This window comes from Psychrobacter sp. AOP7-C1-14 (genome assembly GCF_052376135.1).
Classification (GTDB): Bacteria; Pseudomonadota; Gammaproteobacteria; order Pseudomonadales; family Moraxellaceae; genus Psychrobacter.
Genome location: NZ_JBQSVH010000002.1, coordinates 35,441 through 61,075 on the forward strand (window position 1 = coordinate 35,441; position 25,635 = coordinate 61,075).

Sequence of the window (25,635 nt, forward strand, 5' to 3'; positions counted from 1 at the left end):
AAAAAATAAATGATATCTAAAACGCAATTTCTAATTATTACCAACAATATGTATCGAGGCTTTACAATGAAAAAGAATATTTTATCGTTAATTTTAGGCACTACACTTGCATTACCTACACTTGCAATGGCAGCACCAACAGATATGACACCAGCTAACATGCAAGAAGCAGCTGCTGATAGTGCAATGCAAGCTGAAGTGGAAAGTGCAGAGAGTGAGGTCGCTTCTGCTGAATCTAGTCCATTTCAAATCAGCGAAACTCAAACCATCTCTATTGCGAGAACCAATAGCAACTCAGATATGGCTATGCAGGTAGAAGGTGTGCAGCAACCAGATATGCAACAACCAGATATGCAACAACCAGATATGCAACAACCAGATATGCAACGACCAGATATGCAACGACCAGATATGCAGCAGCCAGACATGCAGCAGCCAGACATGCAGCAGCCAGATATGCAGCAGCCAGATATGCAGCAACCTGCCATCAGATAGTTAGGCAACATCGGCTAATGCATTACTTGAAACAGTAATTTCGTATTGTATTTTTAAGTCAAAAAAAGGCAGCCATACGGCTGCCTTTTTTGTTATACGTGACTATAAATTATAGCTACTTTCAATAGTACTTATTTCTTAGCTTTGGTGACGCCAGCTTCTTGTAATAGAGCTCCGAGTGTACCCATCTTGCTTGGGGTTTCAGCTTTATCATTTTTCACCGGTTTACTACGATTGTTCGCGCTGTCTTTATCGTGACGCTTACTACGTAGCTTAGATGGACGTTTGTCAGCAGCTGGACGATTGCTATTTGTATTATTATTATTGCGCGTACGACTGGTTTTCTCACCATCTGCACTAGCTGTCGTAGACTTGGCAGCAGTACGTACAGGTTTTTCAGATTCAGGCTTCATACTAAACCCAATACGGCCACGTTTCTCATCGATAGAGATGACACGTACCGACACGATATCACCAGGTTTGACACGATTCATAGGGTCTGCGACAAAGTCATTGGCCATCTGCGAGATATGCACCAAACCATCCTGATGCACGCCAACGTCAACGAAACAACCAAAAGCCGTCACGTTAGTAACCACTCCTTCTAACGTTATGCCTTCGCTTAAATCTTTAATGCTATTGACGTCATCACGGAAATTGGCTGTTTTAAACTCAGGACGTGGATCGCGAGCAGGCTTAGCAAGTTCTTCGACAATCGCTTTTACGCTGACATTATCGTCGTTAGCAGCCAATGTAGTCGTATCGATAGTATTGAGCACACCATCGTTACCGATGACTTCCGACAATGGCTTGTCCGCTTGTGCGAGTAAGCTATCGACCAATGCATAGCTTTCTGGATGCACACCAGTGGCATCTAGTGGGTTGCTACCATTATGAATACGTAAGAAACCAGCTGCTTGCTCGAATGTCTTAGTGCCTAGGCGTGGGACATTTTTAAGCGCTTCACGGCTATCAAATGCACCGTGCTCTTTGCGATAGGTGACAATTTGCTGCGCCACATTGCGATTGAGGCCTGCGATGTGAGCCAAAATAGCTGGACTGGCTGTGTTCACATCCACACCAACGGCATTCACACTGTCTTGAGTTACTTTATCAAGGCTGTCTGCAAGCTGGTTTTGATTAACATCGTGCTGATATTGACCCACACCAATGGCTTTTGGATCAACTTTAACAAGCTCTGACAATGGATCCTGCAAGCGACGCGCAATAGAAACCGCTCCGCGTACCGAAACATCTAGATTAGCAAGCTCATCACTCGCAAGTTCACTTGCCGAATAAACAGACGCGCCCGACTCATTAACAATAACAGCTTTGGCTTTTAGTGCATCGTTCGCGGCCAAAATCTCTTTGATCATCACATCTGTTTCACGACTTGCAGTACCATTACCGATGGCCACTAAATCAACGTTATAAGTGCTTAACAGCGCATCTATGACTTTTTTGGCTTCATCCATCTTATTATCAGGTGCAAACGGATACACGGTCGCTATCACAGGTTTCTCTTCGCTATCTGACACCACATGACCTTGCGCATCGACGATAGCCATTTTTACGCCATGGCGGATACCAGGATCGACACCTAAGATCACTTTCGGTCCTGCTGGCGCAGACATTAGCAAATGCTGTAAGTTGCTAGCAAACACATCAATCGCATCCGCTTCTGCGGCTAGACGCTTTTCAGTTAACAAGCGATGCTCGATATGCGGACGCCATTTGTCTTTCCACAAGCTACTGGCTGCCTCTGCTAAAAACTCGCGACGTGCTGCTGGTGCTTTGGTATCAACATCAAAATGGTTGATAATTTTTTCGATAAATGGCGTGTCTTCGCCTTCAATTTTTAGACCCAAGACGTTTTCTTGACGACCGCGCAACATTGCTAATAGGCGATGGTTTGGCAATCGAGCAAGGCTTTCGCTATGCTCAAAATAGTCTTTGAATTTTTCGCCAACTTCGCGCTTTTCTTCGCTCGCAACGCTCGATACGATACTGGCTGTTTTGGCAAAACCACTGCGTAAGTTGTCCAACAAGCCCAGTGCTTGTGTCCATTCATCAACGATGATCGCTTGTACGCCAGCGAGTTGTTTTTCGATGTCGCTAAAATCAACCTCGATTTCATTACCACTGTCATCAGTGATAATTGACTGGACTTGATAGTCAGCCAAGGCATCCGTCGGGGTGACTTCTTGTGTCAAGACCGCTTGGGCAGCAGTGTCAAGACCAGCGGCGCGAGCTTTGGCAGCAGGCGAACGACGACGCGGGCGATATGGCAGATAGATATCTTCAAGCTCAAGCTTAGACGTCGCATTATCGATACGCGTCTGTAGCTCATCAGTCAGATTGCCCTGTGTGTTTAGTAGCTCAGTAATTTTGAGGCGACGTGTTGCCATGTCACGCTCATAATTAAGAGACTTCTCTAACGCACGCAGCTGCGCATCATCAAGATTCTGAGTCTTCTCTTTGCGGTAACGCGCAATAAAAGGAACCGTCGCGCCTTCATCATAAAGTTTGACAAACGCATTGACTTGAGCAGTCTTAATGCCAAGCGCGCGAGCAAGCTTGTCGTGAATATTCGCGTGTGTGGTTGCATCTAAAACCTGTGCATTTGTCGAGGTTTGAGATGACGTTAAGGTATCAGTGCTACTCATATACGTATCAATCGTTGAGAAATGTAGCTTTGCATTATAGCAAAAGCTGCATGAATAAAAATCCTTTTTATCTTTTCGTTATTTATTGCGCATTTTATGGCGTAAATCCTTCTATATCGCACATCCTATGGACTTATTAAACAAACGCATACAGCATTTATTGTCATGGGTGATGCAATTCACGGTGCAATCTTATACACTAAAGTAGTAATAACACAAATATTGATATGTGCTGACATATTGAACAATAGTTTTTAATTTTATAATGCGCTTATTCGTAACCAATAATTAAATAACGACGATTGATGGCAATGTTTTTGCTCATAGCTATTTGTTTGTCGTTTCTGATAACAATAATTTTTATAAAAGGATGTCTGTATGACCGATAACAACAGCCCTGACACGTTGACGCAGCGTATTTTAGTCGTCGATGATGATGCTCGTCTGCGCTCTTTGTTACAACGCTTTCTAGAAGATGATGGTTTCGTTGTTCGTACTGCTCATGATGGTAGTCAGATGGATAAACTCATGCAGCGTGAGCTTTTCTCCTTGGTCGTGCTTGATTTAATGCTACCAGGCGAAGACGGTATCAGTATCTGCAAGCGTCTACGTGAAGACAATGCAGATATTCCTATCATTATGCTTACCGCTAAAGGTGGCGATGCTGATCGTATCGCAGGTCTAGAAGCAGGTGCAGATGACTATCTACCTAAACCATTTAATCCAAAAGAGCTTTTGGCTCGCATTAAAGCAGTACTGCGTCGTCAAAACCGAGAGTTGCCAGGTGCGCCAAGTCATCAACTTGAAGTGGTTGAATTTGGGCCATGGACACTGGATTTGTCGACCCGTACGCTTAAACGCGACGGTAATGTCGTTACTTTGACGACTGGTGAATTTTCAGTCCTAAAGGCACTCGTACAGCATCCACGTGAGCCATTGACCCGTGACAAGTTGATGAACCTTGCTCGTGGTCGTGAATGGGGTGCGATGGAGCGTTCTATCGATGTCCAAGTATCACGTTTACGTCGTCTGATCGAAGACAACCCTTCACAGGCGCGTTATATCCAAACGGTTTGGGGCGTAGGTTATGTGTTCGTTCCTGATGAAGCTGAGATAGAAACCATCGAAAGTGAATAACTTTTGATTGGTTTAATTTCTTTCAGTATAGGCCGTGTTTGGTTACTTACAAGCACGTGCCAATATGATGAGTATACCTGTGAAAAAACCTATGATTTTTCAAAACATACCCTGTACATTAGTGACAGGGTTTTTAGGTGCTGGTAAAACCACTGTTATTAATCAGTTACTGACTACAAAACCTAATAACGAGCGCTGGGCTTTACTGATCAATGAGTTTGGCCGTATCGGTATCGACGGTGCACTTTTAGCGAGTTCTCAAGACAGTGGTTTTGAGCAAGAAAATATCGCCATTCGTGAAGTCAGTGGTGGCTGTATCTGCTGCACCAGTCAGCTGCCTTTACAAATTGCCATCAGTCGTCTGCTCAGTGACCATCATCCGCAGCGACTGCTTATTGAGCCTACAGGATTGGCACATCCACGCGAGCTAATACTACAACTCAGTGCGCCGCATTGGCAAACCGCACTAAAAATGAATGCCGTGATAACCGTTTTGAGTGGCGAGCAGTGGCAACAGACTAAGTATCGTGATCATGATGGTTTTCAGGCGCATGTCCGTGATGCCGATGTGTTGGTCATCAACCGCTATGCCCAATTAGATGTTAGCGAAAAACAAGCTTTAGTAGAATGGATAACCAAGCTAAATTCTCAAGTAAAAATCATTTGGACAGTATCAAGACTGGCGTCAGCTGAAACAACAGATTTATCAGATGGCCAATTAACAGACGCATACTCAGCAACGTTGAAAGATCAGCTGAACAAACCTAGCTATATCATTTTGAATCAACGCAAAGTCAATATCGCTCACTCTCAAAAATCGATGATTGGTTTGCGGTCTCAAGGCAATTCTTTAGCCGCTATGCCAGTGTCGAGTCCATCTACAGATGAGCACGAAGCTCAAGACAATATTAATAATGACCTACCCTATCGCTATCATGAAGAGCAGCAAGACTTTCAATTGGCTGGATGGCGACTACCTGCATACTACGTACTAAACGCTGACGACCTACAGAACTGGCTATTAGCATTGCCAAACTGGGAACGTATCAAGGGCGTGGTGCATACCTCGGACGGATGGATGCAGATCAATTTTAACCCTGGTAGTCTAACTACCAAAACTATTGACCCACAGACTGATAGTCGGTTAGAAATTATTTTACAATCAGATGGTGATGTCGACACAGCTATAGAAAAAACAGAAAGTAAGAATGATGCTGAAGCGTTATCATCCTTGATAAACTGGGAAGATTGCGATCGCGAACTGATGGCAATGGTTATATAGCAACAGACAAAAAAGGGCGGACATTGCTATCTTACCTAGCAATGTCCGCCCTTTTTTTCAACGCAACTAACTATTTTTTAGCGCAACTGACTGTCTTTACTACCACGACGATTAAACAGCTCAGCTGCTCTTGCTTCTTGTTCAAGCTCTGTCTGGCAGCTAACGCAATGCTGAATACCAGGCACTGCCAGTCGCCTTGCCTCCGGAATAGGCTTACCACATTCATCACACAGCTCAGCACTTACACCTGTCGGTAACGAACGTCGCGCTCGTTCCAACGCATCATTTACAGTTGCATCCATCTGTTCGTGCTCAGCACCATCTCTTGACCAACCACCTGCCATAATTTCACCCTTTTTTTTATTCGTTATAATCAGACAATACAAATGTCTTTAATAACAAATAGATGGGGCTAGATATAAACAATTGCAACCTGCGATAGTTTATAAAACCATCAATAAATAATGACGTAATCGATTCAAGAACTGCACTGCTAATCTTTAGGTTGTAGCTCAACCACTTGGCCGCGTACGCCAATACTTTCATCACTCATCAGACAGACATAGCCTGCCATAATCTCCTCAGGCGTTTTTAAGTTCATCGGGTTTTCACCCGGATAAGCATGCGCACGCATATTGGTACGAGTACCACCTGGATTTACACAGTTAAAGCGTAGATTAGTGGTGTTCTGAGTTTCTTGAGTAAAAATATCACTCATACCCTCTACTGCTTGTTTTGAGAGTGCATAAGCCCCCCAAAAAGCACGAGGATGCGTACCTACAGTGCTAGAGGTAAAGACAACAGAGCCATGATCAGCATCTTTCAATAGTGGCAATAACGCTTGGGTCAGCGTAAAAGTCGCTGTGAAATTGACTTTCATCACTTGAGCGAAAGTATCGACGTCATACATCTCAAGTGGCGTCAGTTGGCCCAACACACCGGCATTGTGCAAGATACCATCTAACTGACCGATTTCTTTATTAATTAGTCCTTCAAGCTGCTGCATTTCAGCGTAAGTTGCCCCTTCTAAATTCATCGGCAACATAGCGGGCTGCTTACCACCAAGACTTTCAATCTCATCGTAGACGTATTCAAGCTTGCTACTAGTGCGCCCTAACAATAGAACAGTGGCACCATAACGAGCATAGGCCAATGCAGCAACACGGCCAATACCGTCCCCTGCACCAGTCACTAAGATAGTCTTACCATCTAGGCAATTACTGGGTGGCACAAAGCTACGAATATCGTCATGAGTCAAAGGCTGAATAGGACTTTGAACCGTTTTTTTATTGTCTTTCTGATCGACTGGTTGATCATTATTGTCACTCATGGCATTACTCACTACTTATCATCAAATCGTTAAGGATATATGCTTATGGTTATAAAACTGGTGATATATAATTGGTATTCTAGCTTTACTACTAACGCTGTTAAAACTGCCTATAAAAAGGCAACTTAGAAAAAAGGTGACTTAGAAAAGTGCAGTCTATAAATACTCAAATTTACCAGAAGAGAGCAATAATTTGTTTAACTGCTCAGGCGTATCCGTAATATAGTCGGCACCCCATTTTTTCAAAGACTTTTGATCTTCAGGTGGAATATACCCATAAGCAGCCAAAATCGTTGGCATACCAGCTGCATTACCCGCTTCAATATCACGTACATGATCACCGACATAGAGTACGCAACCCGCCGCACCTCGAGGTATACCAAGCTTTTCTAACGCCATATACATAGGCTCTGGGTCTGGTTTGGTGCGTGATACATCATCTGGACATACCAGAGCCGCACAACGTTGATCCAGTTGCATCTCACTTAGTAGCTTTTCGGCTAAGTAACGCGGCTTATTGGTAACGATACCCCACGGCACACCCTTTGCTTCAAGTTCGGTCAATACCGCTTCAAGTGCTTGAAACACGCAACTATCGACGCAGATATCTGCTTCATAATCGTCTAAAAATTGCTGACGAAATTCAAGCAACGCCTCTTCGCTGACTTCAAGTTGGTCATTATGCCTTAGCATCAGTTGTACCATGGCTGAGGCACCCGCAGAGACTTGCTCACGAATTTCCACTTCAGGCGGTGCTTGCCAATCATTTTCGAGGCTCATCTTACCAATGATACGAACAAAATCAGCAGCAGTATCGATTAATGTCCCATCAAGGTCAAATAAAACAGCTTTTACAAATTGGGTCATAGTGAATGCTCTTGAAATTGATGACGTGTTTAGTGAAAGTATAGTAAATAAACGACTGTATGTAGCATTAAACCAGTGGCTTTTGTACGGCTATCATATAATTGACATCAACGTTTTGGGCAAGCCAATAGCGTTTAGTCAACGGATTATAATGTAAACCAATAATATCCTGACGGACAAAACCGGTGCTGAGTGCCGTTTTATCCAATTCAGCGGGCGTAATAAATTTGGCATAGTCATGGGTACCACGATCCAGTAGGCGCAGTACATACTCTGCACCAACAATGGCAAACAGATAAGACTTAGGGTTGCGATTAATCGTTGATAGTACGCAAACCCCGCCAGGAGCTAGCAACTCATAGCAAGCCTGCACAATCGAGCCAGGGTCTGGCACATGCTCTAGCATCTCCATGCAAGTCACCACATCAAACTGACCAGCATGCGTTTTTGCCAACTCTTCAACGGGTATATGCTGATAACGAAGCGTATTCTCTAAATGGCTTTGTTCAGCATGTAACGCAGCAGCCTTTAGGTTTTCTGTACCTAAATCAACTCCTGTCACATCAGCACCGCGGCGTGCCATAGATTCTGACAATATTCCGCCGCCGCATCCTACATCAAGTACTTTTTTGCCGGTAAGTCCTTGCTCAGCGGTCTTGTTAGCAGTATCGTTATTGCTAGCAGCATTTTGATAGCCACGTTTAACGTTTTCTTCTATCCAATTTAAACGTAATGGGTTAATTTCGTGTAACGTTGCAAACGCGCCTGTATTGCTCCACCACTCACTTGCCAAGTTATTAAATTTTTCGACTTCACTAGGATCTACGTTTATGGTGTTAGACTCTGCATTATTGAAAGCAGCATTATTATTTTGATCACTTGAAGTTGACGAAGAATTTAAAGCTGAGTTCATGGTATGTTCCTTGATTGTCACTATAGTTATTATCGTTTACCGTGTACGATTATGTACTTAATGTTAGCATGAGAGTAGCATTTTTGTCGTAAGCACATCGTCACCGATTGTGAATAAGTTTAAACTTCACCCTATTTATTAGGCAGTATTTTAATATATAAAAGATATATATCCTTATAATAATATTGCATCCTAATACTCTGAACAGTTTTACACCATGCATAGAAATAAAGCAGACGTTTAAGAAACAGTAGGTTCAGAAACTAACAAGCAATATACCTTAAATAATGGCTAACAGCTTTACAACTATCGGTTAAGAATGCGATTCACAAGTACATACTTTTTACGTTATCATAGTCGATACTTTGTTATTGTTCGATTATACTCGGCGCTGTCTAGTTTAGACGCTTTAAAAGTTATATATTTTAGAGTGTCACATGTTTAACAACTATACAGGCACCAACCTCTTAACCCATTCTAAGTCTCCACACCTCAAGGATAAAGTATGAAACGTGTCATCACACTGACTGGTCTAGCCATGGCCATCGGACTTGCCTCTATGGGCGCACAAGCTGCAGACTATGTCGCTGGAAAAGATTATCGTGTGCTAGACAACCCAGAGAAAATCAGCGGTGATGCTATCATTGTTCGTGAATTCTTTTGGTATGGTTGCCCACATTGTAATGCGCTCAACCCACATATGGAAAAATGGGCAAAGAACAAAGATAAAGATGTTGCCTTCTTTAAAACGCCAGCGGCAATGAATCCTGTTTGGGAAACCAACGCTCGCGGTTTCTATGCAGCGCAGTTACTAGGATTCGAAAATAAAACACATGATGCTTTGTTTAACGCAATCCATAAAGACGGTAAAAAACTGTTTGACCAACAGTCACTAAGTAAATGGTATGGCTCACAAGGTGTTGACGAGAAAAAATTCAATAGCCTTTACAACTCATTCGCTGTTGGTACAAAAATTGGTCGCTCACAAGCTGGCGCTAAACGCTATCAAGTAACGGGTGTACCAACCGTGGTGGTACAAGGTAAATATGTCATCAGCGGTCAAGACGCTACTGTACCTAAGATCGTTGACTTTTTAGTTGATAAAGTACGTGCCGAAAAGAAATAACTCAAGTAATAAAGATTCAAATAATACACGTGACGTATGATCCATCTGTACGTCATGCACAAAAAAGCCAATCAATTTATGATTGGCTTTTTTGTGCATAGTTTTTTAGCTAGTTATTTTCTAACTATCAATTTTTAACTAATAGCATTCTAGCTTGGTATAAGTGTTATTTTTTTAGCTGCGATAAAATAGCCACTTCACGAACATAACTCGCCAAATCTTCTTCAGACTCTGCTAGCAACTCATCATCTTGTATATGTTTGGCATACTCTATCCACAATAGTAACTGGTACATGCTGTGGTGCTCAGAAGCTTTATATTGCTTCACAAACTGCTTGAGTGTACCTTCATCGTTGATATTTAGACGCTCGTACCAGCTCTCTATTTTTGAGACTTGCTCTTTAGGAAAAAAGGCATCAAATAGTGCTTTTATCAGCTCATGACGATTCTCTTCAATCATGAGTTTGCCAACACGTTTGGTCTGACGATTGCGAGCATTAGCACTAGTAATATCAGCGAGCGCCATTAGCTCTGCCATGAAGTAATCGCTGGCAGGTAAGGCTTTTAACTGTTTTTTCGATAGGCTGGCAAGCGGTATAGATAACTGCTGCAAGCGCTCATGGGCTTTTTTGAGTTCTGTGCGCGAGACGCGCATGTCCTGTTCTTTCCAGTCAATCATAAAAGCTTTCCAAAATAATAATTAATAAATTAAATAGTGTCTGATATCACTACCAACGACTCTTTTCGCGGTGTTTTGCCAATACTTTCAAGCCTTTAGGCATAGCATTAGCAAGGCGACGTTGTAGATGATCAGTAATAAAAACAGAGCGATGTTTGCCGCCCGTACAGCCTATGGCAACCGTGACCGTATGACGATTATTGTGCAAAAACTCTGGTAGCCAACGGGTCAAAAACTTATCAATATCATCCATCATTTCTGCTACTTCTGGATAATCTGAAAAGAATCTGCCTACCTCAGTATCTAAACCTGTCGAGTCACGTAACTCAGGGTTCCAGTGAGGATTCGGTAAAACCCTAACATCGAAAACAAAGTCAGCATCAATAGGGCTACCGTATTTAAAACCGAAGGACAGTAGATTGATGACAATCTGGTTGTCCATGCCTATATGTTCACGCAAACTATCTTTTAATTGGTGAATATTTAAACTACTGGTATCAATCCTAATATCAGCATGACTAGCAATCGGCTCTAACAGTTCAACTTCTTTTTTGATAGCGGCAGGTAAATTAAAGGCAATATGCTTAGCATTATCACTGTCAGTATCTTGAGACATCAAAGGATGTACACGGCGCGTTGCATTGAAACGAGCTATCAGCGTACTTTCCTGTGCAGTCACATATAGAATCTGTACCGCATTGGATCCATAAGTTTCCTTAAGAGAGGCATACGTTACTGCAAAATTAGATAGATCAGCACGTGGCGTTCGAATATCAACACCAAGCGCTATACGATGAATGCCGCTTTCGTTAACCAGTTTATGAGCAGCATTAGGTAATAAAGACAGTGGCAGATTATCAATAGAGTAATAGCCCAAATCTTCTAAAATATTCAATACTGAGGTTTTACCAGATCCCGAACGCCCTGACACCACCAATATACTGAGCTTATTTGTAGACATCTGATCCGCTACCGATACTGACGTATTAATATTTTGATCCTGACTTACACCCATGATCTACTCATCCAAGTCTATTATATCCAGTCTACTGATATGTCATAAGAGCCTAATTTACCACTACTAACTGATTGTCTAGTAAGCGCGCTCGTCCTAGCCAAGCTGCAACTAAAATAACGATGTTTTTGTTTTCTGTATTGAAGGTTATAGAATCGCTTACGACAGAACCCAGCTCTTCAGTCTTTACTTCCAAATAATCAATAATAAAACCTGCATCACCAATGCGTGCCCGCGTATCTACTAACAGTTGGTCGAATGCTTGTTGACTAAGATCAGTACGTTTTAATTGTAGAGCAAATTCTTGCAATTCTTGATGTAGTACAGGGGCAACCTGTCGTTCATCTGCACTTAAGTATTGATTGCGCGATGATAGCGCCAAACCATCATCAGCACGAACAATAGGTGCGCCGATAATGTTAATAGGATAACTCAGGTCACGTACCAGTTGCTTAATGATGGAAAGCTGCTGATAGTCTTTTTGTCCAAATACTGCCACATCTGGTTGTACGATATTGAACAGTTTAGAGACAACGATGCCAACACCATCAAAGTGTCCAGGACGTGATTGACCACATAGTTGATTTGCGATATCTCCAGCCAACACAGCAGTAGGTGGTGGTAATACTGGATACATTGTATCAATGCTAGGTGCAAATACGTAATCTGCACCAACTGTCGCAAGCTTGGCCACATCTACATCTAGCGTACGTGGATAGCTGTCAAAATCCTCCCCAACGCCAAACTGAGTGGGGTTTACGAAAATACTGACTACCACTACATCTGCATACTGTTTGGCAATTCTTACAAGCTCAAGATGACCGTCATGTAGATTACCCATTGTTGGTACTAACGCGATACGCTGCTGACGCTCTTGTTTGTCACTTTGCTGACCACGATAAGGCTGAAGCGCTTCACGTAGTGATGAGATATCATGATGAATAATTGGAGACATGATTACTTTTCTTCTATTCAAACGTTCTGTTGTTCAATAGCTTAAATGACTTTAATAACTTCAAAATCAGCTAAATTGGTGCTGCTCAGTCGGGAAACTACCTTCGCGTACTGACTGCTGATAGAGTGCAAAAGCACCTTCGATACTGTGCGCGCTATTGCGTTCATCTGTTAAAAAATCATGGACAAAACGTGGCACTCGGCCATGAGCCATACCAAGCATGTCGTGCATCACCAGCACTTGGCCATCAGTATCTGCACCAGCACCAATACCAATAACTGGCACGGCAACGGCTTCAGTAACGGCTTTTGCAAGCTCAGCAGGCACACATTCTAATACCAGCAGTGCAGCACCAGCGGCTACGACTGCTTTGGCATCAGCAAGCAATTTATCAGCCGCTTCATCACCGCGACCTTGAATCTTATAACCACCAAACACGTTGACTGATTGCGGAGTCAAACCAAGATGTACACAAGTTGGTGTACCTGCTTGCGCCAAGGTCGTTACCAATTCGCACAGCTCACTACCGCCTTCGATTTTTACGACATGCGCCCCTGCTTGCATTAGCGTGCGGCTATTAGCAACGGCTTCTGGTAATGTCACATAACTCATAAATGGAAGATCAGCTAATATCAGCGCATGTTTGTTACTACGGGCAATATTAGCAGTATGATAAGCCATATCCTTAACTGTCACAGGTAGCGTTGAGTCATGGCCTTGTACAACCATGCCCAAGCTATCGCCAATTAAAATCGTATCAATTTCAGCTTTTTCCATCATTCGTGCAAACATCGAGTCATAACAAGTCAAGCAAGTGAACTTGGTACCTTCTTTTTTAAACTTATTTAGAGTAGATAATGTCGTCATATGACCCTCAATTAATCTGCCATGCCTTTAATTGTCAATATTGATACTATTCTAGCTGTGATCAAGATGTCTTAGACCGATCTCCCAATCATTTATCGTCTATCACCTAGCATCATTTACTTATAATCAATTGCTTGATAATAATGTTAAACCTGTCCAATCGCGACTTTGGGAATAGTCACCTATCGACTTACCTGCGATGGTTAAATTTGGCGACAACTCTCGCAGTGGTATTAAGACAAAATTTCGCTCACTTAAACCAGCATGCGGTACTGTCAGTATTGGATCAGTAATCTGCGTCTCACCGTATAGCAAAATATCAACGTCCAGACTACGTTCACCCCAGCGGCGTAAACGTGCGCGCTTGGCCATGCTCTCTAACTGCTGACAAAAAGTAAGCAGCTCGTAAGGGGCAAGTGTCGTCTCAAAAACAGCTACTGCATTAACAAAATCCGGCTGATCTTGCGGACCCATCGGTGCTGAAGCGTAAAAAGAAGAGACACTTACCTCACGTACCTGCTCATGTGCTCGCATTACTGCAAGCGCCTGCTGCAAATGATCGGTAGGCGAACCCAGCTCATTAGCGAGGTTGCTACCCAAGCCCACATAACAGGTAACCCAGTTACTATTATCTGTACTGTTATCCATATTATGCGCTTTCAGTACTAGGCTGACGGCGGCGGCGCTTCGATGGTACAGGGCCTTTATTATCAGTTGCTTTCACAGCAGGCATCTGATCACTCGTATCTTGCTTCGCTTTAGCAGCCTTTGCAGTAGTTGCTTTCACCGACTTCTTGGCTCTCGCAGGTGCAGCGGTTTTTACCGCATCTTTGCTATCTACTGCCTGACTACCTACTGCCTTTACAACTTTAGTATCGCTTTTATCAGTCGACTCAACTGCAGGCTTGGGCGCTTTTTTCGCATACTTCGCTGCTGACTTTGCTTTGTCATTACTGCCCTTCGTATCGTTACTGCCTTGTACTTCGACACTGCTTGTACCATCTACAGTAGGCTGACGACGGCGACGCTTATGCGGAATCGGCTCATTATTCATACTGACTAGCGCAGGTGATCTTGCAATCGAGCGTGCTGGTCTAGCTGATACCTGAACTTCTGGCTGGTTAGTATTAGATGATTGAACGTTATTTGAGTGTTCAGACTTAACCATTTGCTTTGGTGCATCTTGATTGGTTGATGCTTGCTTTCGTACAGGTGCTTTGCTGCGCTTCGACGTATCGTCAACTGATAGTTGCTTTTGCAATGGTGGCACAACGTTTTCATGCTCTATAACAAATAAAGGCTTAGGTTTAGCCTGTTGGTTTGTCGGTTGTTTAGCATTACTGGCAAGAGACAACTGCTGTAACTGAGCAAGCTCGTTATTGTCTTGTTCTACTTGCTGCACGTTGTGTCTTGCGCTGTCATTACGGTCAGCTTTAGATTGGCTTGCAGCGCGACGACGACGAGCTGGAATATTTGACGAATCATTTACCATTGTTTGATCATTTCTACCTTTTCCGGCATGGTCATCGGCTTTATTCTGCTTTGTACTGTGCTGATTAGATGTTACCTTATCAGTAGTCTGTGTTTTTGATTCTTGACGATTACGTCCGCGACCACGCTGCCCTTTTTTATAAGCACCTCGACGAATATTTTCGTCAAAATCCTCAATCGCTTGCTGTTGCTCTTGTTCGGACAAGGTTTGATACGTTTGCCACCAGTCACCCATATCGTTGGTTGACTCTGATAGCGGATGCTCTGCGTCACCACATTGTTCACGCAATAACAAAAAGTCAAAGCCAGCGCGGAAACGCGGATGCTCAGACAGCTGGACGATTTGTTTGCTACGCGGGGCGGCAAGTTTTGGCTGCAATATCCAAATATCACGGATAAACTGCTCAGCAAACTTCGGAATAGCAGTTTTGATACGTTGACGGTCGATGACTTTACCAGCCGCATGCATCTGCGCTTCAGCAAATGGCATATTGCGCTTTTTGGCTTTTGCCAATTGATGCAGATAGTTTTCCCACAGTAAGGCAGCATAGAAGAATGCAGGGTTGATACTCTTACCCGCTGCAATACGCTTATCGGTATTAATAGCCACCTGATTCACTAAAGCACTTGGCTCAGACGGTGGATAGATAATAAGGCTATCAATCGCACCTGATTCAAACAATAGCGGCAATAAAGGCACTAGATAGCCACCAGTAAACATCTTTTGCGTTTCATCATACAGACGATGCGGTGATATTTGCTCAAGCAGTGACCAGTTCCCATCATTAAATTGCGCGGACAATGCTTCATCAAACTCGAAGCCCAGCTTGGCTTTGAAACGTAAGGCACGTAGCAGGCGCACAGGATCTTCTTCGATACGTACTGGCGCATTGCCCAATAGACGAATGACTCTGTTGTCAATATCATCAAGCGCGCCGCAGAAATCATGAACGATGCCTTTGAGCGGTTGATAATAAAGCGCATTAATAGAGAAATCGCGACGGGAGAAATCTTGTTGGATATCGCCCCAAACATTGTCGCGCAGAATCATACCGTCTTGGTTGGTATTGGCAGCACTGGTTGGTGGACCACGGAAAGTAGCAACTTCGATCAGCTCGCGACCTGAATATACATGCGCTAACTGGAAGCGGCGACCGATAATGCGGCAGCGCTTACCAAAGACGTCTTTAATCTCATGCGGCTTGGCATCGGTGACAGCGTCAAAGTCTTTCGGGCGCAGACCTAATAAAGTATCGCGCACACCACCACCAACGATATACGCATCAAACCCAGCACGGGTCAATGTGGCAATCACTTCAGTAATGGAATTGGGTAATTCAGATTTGTTCAGTTCTAACTGCTTGGCGGCACGCTCGGCCATGCATCTACTCCTCGCCGGTATTCTTTAACTACCCCTGAATAACACAGCGTTTATCAGGCGGATGTACCCGCTAGTTTAACAAATTTTGGACCTACTGGGGGTGTTATGACATTTACTTACATGCTATTTTGTCAATATTGGGGTTTATTAATGCAAAACACCCTCATTAATCGCGAACGCTTAAACGTCTTTGGTTTTTCTCGACTGTTTTTGGACCGATACCTTTTACCTTTGCTAACTCGCCCACTGTCTTAAAATCGCCAAACATATCACGATATAAAATTATTGCCTGTGCTTTACTGCTGCCGATACCATCTAACGAAACCAGCTCACCTTCACTGGCTCGATTTATATTGATGACTTTCTGCTCACGCGCTTGTGTGACAGCCTTTTCTTTTTTGATTAAATACTCATAGGCACGTTTTGGGTCATCAAAACAAGGATCTGCATTCGCATTACTGAGTGAGACCACAGACAATAGGAGACCAAAAGCGATGGTCCTCAGTAAACTGGCAAATGAAAATTTACGATGAGCGTTCATGTTGTTTCGCCGCTTCCCACAGTGCATCCATTTCAGTTATATCGCTGTCTTCTAGTCGCTTGCCAGCAACAGCTAACTGTTCTTCAATATAGCCAAAGCGGGACTTAAACTTGTGCACGCAGGTTAAGGTAGCCGCTTCTGCATCAAGATTCAATTTGCGTGCAACGTTTACGAGTGCAAACATACAGTCGCCTAATTCTTTTTCGACCTCTCTGATATTGGCTTTGACCTCGGCTGTAGATTTATCTATTAGCTCATGCTTTAGCTCAGCAATCTCTTCGTCTAGCTTATCTACGGCACCTGCAATACCTTCCCAATCAAAACCCAACTTTGACGCTTGCTTTTGTACATCTTGCGCCTGTATCAAGGCACTACCCGCTTTGACTTGATCTAAGCGACGTTTTGATTTACCACGTGCTTCGCGTGCCTGCTGCTCCTCGAGCTTGATTTCATCCCAGCGTAATTTTACCGCTGCATCGTCTTTGAGCGTTTCGGCCTCAAACACATGTGGATGACGGCGAACCAGCTTTTCTTGTAAGGTCGTAATGACATCGCTCATATCAAAGCGCCCTTGCTCCGCATACATCTGACAATGAAACACCACTTGTAGCAGCACATCGCCAAGCTCACCTTTAATATCCTCATCATCATCGCTTTGTACCGCTTCGCCTAGCTCATAAGCCTCTTCAATAGCGTAAGGAATAAGGCTATGGTTGGTTTGCTTTTTGTCCCAAGGACAGTCGATACGTAATCGTGCCATCAACGCTAACAAATCGTCAAGCTCGCCAGTGGCTTCTGGTGTTCCTTGTACGGGCTTAGGTACGGTCATGGTGTTATCTGAAATACTCATAAGGACTGCTCTTGTCGTTTTATGTGTTGTTTGCTGACTTGTCTCATAGTTAGTGTATCATTGAACACAGCTTGGCTTATAATTGTGCTACTGATAGCTTCATTTTACCACTGCTCATGCGCGAGGAACTTTATTATTATGCCCACTTCTGTGACCACCAGCTACCAACCAGCCGCGACATTCAACCCTATTACTATCAGCTCATTTAAAGCCTATGACATTCGCGGTGAGCTTGGGGTCAATCTCGATGCAGAGATTGCCTACCGTATCGGGCGCGCGTTTGCACAGATTTTATATCAGCGTTATCAGGCAGCGGCTCAGACTCAAACCAATGATATAACAACTCTAAAACCTACTATCGTCATTGGTAGTGATATTCGCCATTCTAGTGAGCAGTTAAAACAGGCGGCTATCGCAGGTATGATGGACGCTGGCGTCGATGTGATCGACTTGGGTATGAGTGGTACGGAGGAAGTATACTTTGCTACCAGTCACTATCAGGCATTGGGTGGTATTGAGGTTACTGCCAGTCACAACCCTATCAACTATAATGGCCTAAAACTGGTCAAAGAGCATTCAAAACCAATCAGTGCCGATGATGGTTTGGCAGAAATTCAAGCACTCGCAGAGTCTGGACAATTCACAACGGATAATCAGTCAGGTAAATTACAATTATTGACGGATAAAAGCGCGTACATCGATCATGTCATGACTTTTATCAATACTGATAAACTAAAACCACTCAAACTGGTCGTTAATTCAGGCAATGGTAGTGCAGGTCCTGTGGTCGATTTATTAGTTGATAAGCTAGCACAAGCAGATGCATCGATCGAAGTGATTAAATTGCATCACACGCCTGATGGTAGCTTCCCTAACGGCATCCCCAATCCAATGATTGAGGCCAATAGAGTGGCCACTCAGCAGGCCGTTTTAGAAAACAACGCTGATCTTGGTATTGCTTTTGATGGAGACTTTGATCGCTGCTTCCTATTTGATGAACGCGGCGAATTTATTGATGGTAGCTACATCGTCGGTATGCTCGCTCAAGCATTTTTGAACAAATACCCGAGTGAATCAATCGTCTATGATCCACGAGTAATTTATAATACTGAAGCAGTAATCAAAAAACACAACGGTAAGGCTATCATTAGTAAATCTGGACACTCATTTATTAAGCAAGTCATGCGTGACTCAGGTGCGGTTTACGGTGGTGAAATGTCTGCACATCACTATTTCCGAGACTTCTTCTATTGCGATAGTGGTATGATTCCATGGTTATTGACTATTGAGCTGTTGTCTATCACCGGTAAGACCTTATCAGAATTGGTCACAGGCTATATTGCTGCTTATCCCAGCTCAGGTGAGCTAAACTTCCACCTCACCACTCATGATGCGCCGACGATTATTAGCGCGATTGAAGATAAATTTAGTACCGATAATCCAACTAAATCGATGCTTGACGGCCTCAGTCTAAATTTTGGTGATTGGCGCTTTAATATACGTGCATCAAATACCGAGCCACTTATTAGATTGAATATCGAAAGTCGCGGCGATCAGCAGCTACTGGCTACCAAAACACAAGAAATCCAGCAGTGGCTAGCAACTCAAGGTGCCGTACCAGCATAAAGTGATTAATCCAGTATAAACAGTTCTGATTGTCAGTCGAAAAAGGCTCGCTAACAAGTATTAGCGAGCCCTTTTCTATAAATGGATAAACTTAAAAAATACTATTTAGTTCGACCAATACCCATGTAATCGCCTACCAAACTACTAATTTGTGAGCGTGTCAGGGCATTTTGCGCATCAAATACTGGCATTGCTTGCTGATTTATTTTAGCAATATCCAATTGATCTCGCGGTGACCAGCTAATAACAAAAATAGCATGGGTATCGCAAAGCCGTTGATAGGGACTAGTAATCAGCTCAAGCAATGGTTGTTGCTGATAAAGCTCAGCAAGCTCGTGCTGTGCCTTATCACTATAAACCAACGTGCGAATATTATAAGACCACAGTAATGATAATAATGGATGGATAGCTGAGCCAGTAGTACGTCCTGAACCTGATTTATAACTACCGCCCCAAATCATGACGGTTTTATTATCGATGAACCCATCAAAATACTGCCAAAATTTGCGGAATATCAGCTCTTTTTGATCTTCATTAATATGCACGATAGATTGCAATAAAGGCATATCCAAACTGTGTGTACGGCTTGATTGTTGCAATTTAGCCAATTCAGTAGGCAGAGTATTACCACCGAATCCCCACCCTGCTTGTAGATAACTACTGCCTACCCGCTCATCCAATCCCATAATACGACTGACTTGACTGATATCGACATTTTGACTATCAGCCAAACGTGACATCTCATTCATAAAGCTCACTCTGGTCGCTAGCATCGCCATGATACTACTGCGAGCAAACTCTATCGTTGCGATATCAGCATGGTGAGTAGCACGTGCATGCTGCATTAAAGGTTTCAACACATTCAAGTGCTGGCTGCTACTCGCTGTTTTTTCACCCAGTAGCCATAATGAAGGGTTCAACATCGAGCTATACGCATCGCCATCTTGTAAGAATACAAATGGCACATAATAGACCCAAGCACGCTGCAAACGCTGAGCCAAGCCTGCTACATGGCCTAGTTGCTCAATGCCGCTCATAATCATAGGCAGCGCTTGCTGATGGCTTTGATTAAAAGCGGTAATCCAACCATCTTCTGTCCATACTGACTTAATACTATCTAAAAACATCCAATACAATGCCACAGTATTTTGGGTATTAGCTTTGTCGTGACCTGCTGCTTCATAGCTTTTTATTAACGTATCAGCACTAGCTGGTAATTCCTTACTAGTAATAACCTGCTGCTGCTCATACATTTGCCATAGAGCTTGCAGATGATGCTCAAAACCGTACTGTTGTATCTGCTGCGTCAGTAGCGCCCTGTCTGCGTAAAGATGCACACACTGACCAAGACTTGCCAGCACCACTGCACTGGTAATTGCCTCTATGCTGTGACCAATAAGCACACAAACTGTGGAATCAGTTAACTGGTTTGGTTCAGAATTATTGTTATATTTATTCATATGGCTACCATCTAAAGCCGTCTCCATGAGCGTGCTTTCCTATATTATTAACACACCGTTATCGCTAAGACAGTTGTTTGATACGCTGTAGCAGTTGGTCAGTAGACGTATCGAATAGACCTTGAGAGTCTTTCTGAGTGTACTGCATGGCATGATGCACGGAGTCTGCCATTTGCTTGCCCATCTCGACGCCCCATTGATCAAATGGATTGATATCCCAGATACTAGCCATGACATAGACCTTATGCTCATATAGTGCTATCAATGATCCTAAGCTATGCGGCGTCAGCTCATCAATCAGCAATGTGGTTGACGGCTGGTTCCCACGGTAGTACTTGTATTTGTCTGCTTCGGACACTGTCTTTGGATTGCCTAGATCTGTCACAGCAGCATTACCAAATGCCAATACTCGACTTTGGGCCAGACAATTCGCTAAAGACAATTCATGCTGTTGTTGCAAAGAAGAGTTTTTAACCTCGTCACCATAGCGACGTACACAGGCGATAAAATCACAGGAAACCTGCTGCGTGCCTTGATGTAGCAGTTGATAAAATGCATGCTGCGCATTTGAGCCAATTTCACCCCATAGAATCGGACAAGTATCGTAATCAATATGATCCCCGTTCCGAGTGACTGACTTACCATTACTCTCCATCTCTAGCTGAGTAAGATAGCTGGGTAGATAGCCTAGCCTGCCATCATAAGGCAATACAGTGTGCGCGTTTACTTGTAAGAAAGTACTGTTCCAAACAGCCAGTAAGCCTAGCAACACTGGTAAGTTATCAGCAAAGTCAGCTTGTGCAAAATGCTCATCCATACTATGGGCACCGCTTAATAGCGCCTTAAAGCCACTCATACCGATACGAATAGCAATGGCAAGGCCAATCGCCGACCATAGAGAAAAACGCCCACCGACCCATTCCCAAAGCTGCAACTGATGTTCAGGATGAATTCCCCAAGCGCTCATTTTTTCACTATTGGCTGAGATGCCGATAAAATGCCGACGCAATACACTGTCTTCTGTACCTGCACGGAGTTTTGCCGTTGCAAGTAGCCAGGACAGTGCCGTCTTAGCATTTGATAAAGTATCAACCGTGCCAAAGGATTTGGAAGAGATAATAAATAGTGTGGTCTCAGGATTCAAATGCTTGAGTAGATTATCAAGCTGCGTACCGTCCATATTGGAGACAAAATGCACCTCAATACTGGTATCTGCACATTCATCAAGCGCCGTAGTTGCCATAAGTGGGCCAAGGTCAGAACCCCCGACCCCAATATTGACAACATCTGTCATTGCCTTGCCCGAAAAGCCACGCCACGTACCATTGCGCACACGCTCAGATAGACGTGCTACTTGTGACAAACTATGATGTATATCAGCGACGATATTTTGTCCATCGACTTGTAATGTGGCTGTCTCTGGTAGACGGAGCGCCGTATGCAACGCTGCTCGCTGCTCGCTGGTATTTACCATCGCCCCTTGCAGTAACGAGTCAATACGAGCGTCTAACTCACAACTCTCAGCTAAACTCAGTAAGTTAGACATTACTGTCTGATCGATACGCTGCTTACTAAAATCCATATACAGCGCCCCAGCCTGCACACTAAAATGCTTGGCGCGCTTGTCATCTTGCGAAAATAGCTGTGCAAGCGACCATGGATGCTTTGCAAGTGTCTGTAGTTGCTGCCAGTATTTAGAATGTCGAGCACTACTATATACCTTATCGCCCTTTGTCTCATTCATCAGCTACTCATCATCTACTAATTGCTGCTCGGCAAAGTAAATAAACGCCTGCATATACGAGCGCATATCGCCAGCATCATAGCTATCACCACGCATAGTTGTGACATGGACACCATACTCACTAATGAGCGCATCAATCGCATCTGTCAGTTGAATCTCACCACCGACTGAAGCTTTAGTATTGGCTAAGTAATCAAAGATATGGTTGCTAAAGACATAGCGCCCTACGACGGCCAAATTTGAGGGAGCATCAGCTAAATTGGGCTTTTCTACAAAACCAGCCACTTTAAAGCTGGCATTAGTATCTGCGGGAGCGCTGACGTCACTCTCACTAGTTAACTTAGCGATACCATACTTATGCACTTCTTCATCCGCTACTTGATCAACCAATATCTGTGAGTGACCATCTGTAGCAAACTGACTCAGCATAAAGGCCAAATTGTCAGCAGACATATCAGTGGTAAATGGATCAAGCACGACATCAGGCAATAATACAGCAAAGTCATGCTCACCGATGATTGGACGCGCTGCCAGTACCGCATGACCCAAACCTAAAGCTTTACCTTGGCGTATCATCGATACTGTTACATCTTCTGGCAGCCAGTTGAGACTATCAGCCAGCTCGTCTTTGCCTTTATGACGTAGTTGATTGTCCAATTCAGCATTGATATCAAAGTAGTTTTCTATCGCACTTTTCTGCGCATGACCAACCAAGACAATATGCTTGATACCGGCAGCGATGGCCTCTTCGACCACGTAGTGAATAGCAGGACGATTGCCAAGCGGTAACAACTCTTTTGGCACAGATTTCGACAACGGCAACATACGGGTACCAAAGCCTGCGACGGGGATAACAGCGTGAGTGATTTTATGCATGTCTGAGCAACCTTGTTAGTGCTTATAATATGTGATTAGCTTATTTACTGTGGATATGATTTAACATGCTGGTGCTATAGCGTATCATAACAAGAATTGCTAGATATCAATAGAAGCTTATACTCTCTCATGAAATTCAATAACTACTTCAAGCCATTATTATCAGGTTACTATAGACACTATCGCTACCCTAACCAGCGTTTGGCGCTAGTGGTTGGTATGCTGCCATGGAAAGATATCGTCAACGAATGGGTATTTGAGTCTGCACATGTACAAATACAACGACACTTTGATAAGTCGTATTTTAATACTTGGCTCAAACCTTTCATCACAAAGGTCAATCCAGTTATTTATATTTGGGGCTATAAAGCACCTCAGTACTTTATTGAATATGTACGAGAGCAAGGTTTAGACATTTTTTTCTTAGAAGATGGTTTTATCCGTTCAGGTCCTGATGATGATAGTAGCGCACCACCGTTATCTATTGTGATGGATAGCCAAGCACCATATTTCGACACTACTCGCCCAAACGATTTGACCGACTTGATTGCCAATTTTGACTTTGAGCAGAATGGCTATGATGAGACGTTGGCACAGGAGATGCTTGATTATTACGTGTCACATAGAGTAAGTAAATACAATCATCAGCCGTATGTGGACGTTGTACCTATATACGGAATCAAGAGTAAAGAACGTATATTGGTACTTGGGCAAGTACCACATGATGACTCATTGAAATATGGTGGCGGTGAGGGTATTACTTTACTCGATGTGGTTAATCAAGCAATCGAAGAAAATTCTGATGCACAAATCATTGTCAAACCACACCCAATGACACTCGATGATACTTCTCTTGTCAGCATACTCACTGCGCTAGACTGCCTTATATTGACTCAACCTATTCATTTGGTTGATGCCTTAGAAACTATCGACCATGTTTATACAATTACGTCATTAGGTGGGTTTGAAGCTTTGTTGAGAGGTAAAAAAGTTACGACCTTAGGAGAGCCTTTCTATATGAAAAAAGGCTTCCGTTCTATAAAAACAAACTACAGACAAGGGCTTTTCGTAATAGTATATTTACATTGTCTTAATATCTATCACAAATAATATATCTTTAACATGAGATGTGACAAATTCACTATTTTTATACTCTACGCATAATAATATTGCTAATATCAGCTAAGATTAGAAAGTAAACGAATTTTATTAAGCTCTGTAACTTCCCATAACCTTTCTTTTTCTCGGCGTATTTCTGAGACAAGACTAGCTTCATTTTTTATAAAATAATTGAGCCTTTCTATCATGCCATCAACTACTTCTTCCATCTTATTAATATCAGGATGGAATCCGTTTTTAGCTAGATAGACTGGGTTGTTAAAGTAGTCAATAGGCATTGGCATTCTAGCTACATTACCCGTTAAAAAAAGAGATGGTGTTTCAAACGCCATAAATGGTAAAAAAGAATGCAATCGCGCACCAAACGCAAATCTATATCCTGAAAAGCGACTAAAGATACAGTCAATACCTTCCCATTCATCCTGCATTTTAACTTGTCCTTGGGTGTAGTCGAATTCCGAACTACAAATAAAGTTAGCTAAACCCTCACTAACGTCAACTTCGTCAAAGAGATCAAAAACATAGGGATTTATGTCCTGAGTATGATTAGGCGAAAATACACAATCTAATCCTAATGATCTAGCATAAGTAATAAATCGTTTGATGGGATGTTTATCGACATTCTCTGATGTAATCGACTTTAAAAATGGGAAGTTTACTGCAATCTTATCTAACTTATCACGTTTAGAAGCTACCATAGTATCAATGAATACCGATGGACATGGCTGAAAACTTAATTTTGAAACATCTTCCGACTGGCAAATAGTCTGTAAACGCATCCGGTCATAGTTTCCTCGTACAAAGGCACCACTAGACATAGATATTAAATCAGATACAATTTTTTCACTATTAAGAGAGAATGGTTTTTGGTTTTTGTTAGGATTAAGAGGTGTATTTGTACCAGTACCAAAAAATGTAACATTTTTACCTTTTTTGCTCCATTCATCTACGCGGGACTGCGTCAAGTGTCTAATGAGCCACTCATCTGGTTTCTTTTCAGGAGTATATGATCCTGATAAAATTCCACCTGGACCAATAACAATATTATCTTCTACATGTTCTAGCTTATCGTTTCTTATATGATGGTATCTAAAATCAATTTCACCTTCAAATAACTTTTCAATTGTTTTGTGAATTAATACATCACCTGCATTCGAACATGGGCCATAAACCAGTAAACTCGCTTTTGGTACTCGTCGCATGATAATCTCTCTT

23 protein-coding genes are annotated in these 25,635 nt (G+C 42.9%); 6 read left to right on the forward strand and 17 right to left on the reverse strand.

The genetic code is table 11. The features are described from left to right. Window positions 1-66 precede the first annotated feature (66 nt). Window positions 67-495: a hypothetical protein gene (locus ACT3QN_RS02895; RefSeq protein ID WP_444528828.1), complete on the forward strand. Its 429-nt coding sequence runs from the start codon at window positions 67-69 to the stop codon at window positions 493-495. 131 nt (window positions 496-626) lie between these two features. On the opposite strand, the gene ACT3QN_RS02900 is transcribed toward ACT3QN_RS02895, so the two are convergent. Then, on the reverse strand, window positions 627-3,161 hold the full coding sequence (locus ACT3QN_RS02900) for a helix-hairpin-helix domain-containing protein (RefSeq protein ID WP_444528829.1): 2,535 nt from the start codon (window positions 3,159-3,161) through the stop codon (window positions 627-629). Between the two features lie 378 nt (window positions 3,162-3,539). Between ACT3QN_RS02900 and ompR the strand changes: the two genes are divergently transcribed. Beyond that, window positions 3,540-4,298 (forward strand): osmolarity response regulator transcription factor OmpR, encoded by a 759-nt coding sequence (gene ompR, locus ACT3QN_RS02905; RefSeq protein ID WP_444522669.1) that lies wholly within the window; start codon window positions 3,540-3,542, stop codon window positions 4,296-4,298. Window positions 4,299-4,362: 64 nt separating this feature from the next. After that, window positions 4,363-5,580, forward strand: a complete 1,218-nt coding sequence (locus ACT3QN_RS02910; protein WP_444528830.1) for a CobW family GTP-binding protein — start codon at window positions 4,363-4,365, stop codon at window positions 5,578-5,580. 77 nt (window positions 5,581-5,657) lie between these two features. Here ACT3QN_RS02910 and ACT3QN_RS02915 read toward each other — a convergent pair whose 3' ends face one another. From ACT3QN_RS02915 to ubiG, 4 genes are all read right to left on the reverse strand, one after another. Continuing rightward, window positions 5,658-5,924 carry a DksA/TraR family C4-type zinc finger protein gene (locus ACT3QN_RS02915; protein WP_444528831.1) on the reverse strand — a complete coding sequence of 89 codons (267 nt, stop codon included), beginning with the start codon at window positions 5,922-5,924 and terminating at the stop codon, window positions 5,658-5,660. Window positions 5,925-6,073: 149 nt separating this feature from the next. Then, window positions 6,074-6,910 carry a YciK family oxidoreductase gene (locus ACT3QN_RS02920; RefSeq protein ID WP_444528832.1) on the reverse strand — a complete coding sequence of 279 codons (837 nt, stop codon included), beginning with the start codon at window positions 6,908-6,910 and terminating at the stop codon, window positions 6,074-6,076. 156 nt (window positions 6,911-7,066) lie between these two features. Continuing rightward, the gene (locus ACT3QN_RS02925) at window positions 7,067-7,777 is read right to left on the reverse strand and encodes an HAD family hydrolase (protein WP_444528833.1); all 711 of its coding nucleotides are present in this window, start codon (window positions 7,775-7,777) and stop codon (window positions 7,067-7,069) included. Window positions 7,778-7,844: 67 nt separating this feature from the next. Then, window positions 7,845-8,690, reverse strand: a complete 846-nt coding sequence (gene ubiG / locus ACT3QN_RS02930) for a bifunctional 2-polyprenyl-6-hydroxyphenol methylase/3-demethylubiquinol 3-O-methyltransferase UbiG (protein ID WP_444528834.1) — start codon at window positions 8,688-8,690, stop codon at window positions 7,845-7,847. A 505-nt stretch (window positions 8,691-9,195) separates the two neighbouring features. Here ubiG and ACT3QN_RS02935 point away from each other — a divergent pair. After that, a complete protein-coding gene (locus tag ACT3QN_RS02935) occupies window positions 9,196-9,816 on the forward strand; it encodes a thiol:disulfide interchange protein DsbA/DsbL (protein ID WP_444519935.1) in 621 nt (206 codons plus the stop codon). A gap of 166 nt (window positions 9,817-9,982) precedes the next feature. Here ACT3QN_RS02935 and yjgA read toward each other — a convergent pair whose 3' ends face one another. From yjgA to mazG, 8 genes are all read right to left on the reverse strand, one after another. Then, entirely contained in the window at window positions 9,983-10,495 is a 513-nt protein-coding gene (gene yjgA, locus ACT3QN_RS02940; protein ID WP_444528835.1) for a ribosome biogenesis factor YjgA, read from the reverse strand. A gap of 49 nt (window positions 10,496-10,544) precedes the next feature. After that, entirely contained in the window at window positions 10,545-11,456 is a 912-nt protein-coding gene (rapZ, locus tag ACT3QN_RS02945) for an RNase adapter RapZ (protein ID WP_444528946.1), read from the reverse strand. Window positions 11,457-11,562: 106 nt separating this feature from the next. Beyond that, a complete protein-coding gene (gene panC / locus ACT3QN_RS02950; RefSeq protein WP_444528836.1) occupies window positions 11,563-12,465 on the reverse strand; it encodes a pantoate--beta-alanine ligase in 903 nt (300 codons plus the stop codon). Window positions 12,466-12,531: 66 nt separating this feature from the next. Then, window positions 12,532-13,332: a 3-methyl-2-oxobutanoate hydroxymethyltransferase gene (gene panB, locus ACT3QN_RS02955; protein WP_444528837.1), complete on the reverse strand. Its 801-nt coding sequence runs from the start codon at window positions 13,330-13,332 to the stop codon at window positions 12,532-12,534. A 126-nt stretch (window positions 13,333-13,458) separates the two neighbouring features. Next, the gene (gene folK, locus ACT3QN_RS02960) at window positions 13,459-13,980 is read right to left on the reverse strand and encodes a 2-amino-4-hydroxy-6-hydroxymethyldihydropteridine diphosphokinase (protein WP_444528838.1); all 522 of its coding nucleotides are present in this window, start codon (window positions 13,978-13,980) and stop codon (window positions 13,459-13,461) included. 1 nt (window position 13,981) lies between these two features. After that, on the reverse strand, window positions 13,982-16,204 hold the full coding sequence (gene pcnB, locus ACT3QN_RS02965) for a polynucleotide adenylyltransferase PcnB (RefSeq protein WP_444528839.1): 2,223 nt from the start codon (window positions 16,202-16,204) through the stop codon (window positions 13,982-13,984). Between the two features lie 166 nt (window positions 16,205-16,370). Next, window positions 16,371-16,745, reverse strand: a complete 375-nt coding sequence (locus ACT3QN_RS02970; RefSeq protein WP_444528840.1) for a ComEA family DNA-binding protein — start codon at window positions 16,743-16,745, stop codon at window positions 16,371-16,373. Then, window positions 16,729-17,595 (reverse strand): nucleoside triphosphate pyrophosphohydrolase, encoded by an 867-nt coding sequence (mazG, locus tag ACT3QN_RS02975; RefSeq protein ID WP_444528841.1) that lies wholly within the window; start codon window positions 17,593-17,595, stop codon window positions 16,729-16,731. Before mazG ends, ACT3QN_RS02970 begins: the two co-directional genes overlap by 17 nt. Window positions 17,596-17,733: 138 nt before the next feature. Here mazG and ACT3QN_RS02980 point away from each other — a divergent pair, with 138 nt between their 5' ends. Further along, window positions 17,734-19,221, forward strand: coding sequence for a phosphomannomutase CpsG (locus ACT3QN_RS02980; protein WP_444528842.1), 1,488 nt, complete (start codon window positions 17,734-17,736; stop codon window positions 19,219-19,221). Window positions 19,222-19,322: 101 nt separating this feature from the next. On the opposite strand, the gene ACT3QN_RS02985 is transcribed toward ACT3QN_RS02980, so the two are convergent. Genes ACT3QN_RS02985 through ACT3QN_RS02995 form a run of 3 tightly spaced genes read right to left on the reverse strand, consistent with a single transcriptional unit; the run spans window position 19,323 to window position 23,301 of the window. Next, window positions 19,323-20,708, reverse strand: a complete 1,386-nt coding sequence (locus tag ACT3QN_RS02985; RefSeq protein WP_444528843.1) for a UDP-glucose/GDP-mannose dehydrogenase family protein — start codon at window positions 20,706-20,708, stop codon at window positions 19,323-19,325. A gap of 37 nt (window positions 20,709-20,745) precedes the next feature. Continuing rightward, the gene (gene pgi / locus ACT3QN_RS02990; RefSeq protein WP_444528844.1) at window positions 20,746-22,425 is read right to left on the reverse strand and encodes a glucose-6-phosphate isomerase; all 1,680 of its coding nucleotides are present in this window, start codon (window positions 22,423-22,425) and stop codon (window positions 20,746-20,748) included. Between the two features lie 3 nt (window positions 22,426-22,428). Continuing rightward, window positions 22,429-23,301, reverse strand: a complete 873-nt coding sequence (locus tag ACT3QN_RS02995; protein WP_444528845.1) for a UTP--glucose-1-phosphate uridylyltransferase — start codon at window positions 23,299-23,301, stop codon at window positions 22,429-22,431. 129 nt (window positions 23,302-23,430) lie between these two features. Here ACT3QN_RS02995 and ACT3QN_RS03000 point away from each other — a divergent pair, with 129 nt between their 5' ends. After that, window positions 23,431-24,411: a capsular polysaccharide export protein, LipB/KpsS family gene (locus ACT3QN_RS03000; protein ID WP_444528846.1), complete on the forward strand. Its 981-nt coding sequence runs from the start codon at window positions 23,431-23,433 to the stop codon at window positions 24,409-24,411. 68 nt (window positions 24,412-24,479) lie between these two features. Here the strand turns inward: ACT3QN_RS03000 and ACT3QN_RS03005 are convergent, their stop codons facing one another. Next, window positions 24,480-25,622, reverse strand: a complete 1,143-nt coding sequence (locus ACT3QN_RS03005; protein ID WP_444528847.1) for a polysaccharide pyruvyl transferase family protein — start codon at window positions 25,620-25,622, stop codon at window positions 24,480-24,482. Between the last annotated feature and the right edge of the window lie 13 nt (window positions 25,623-25,635).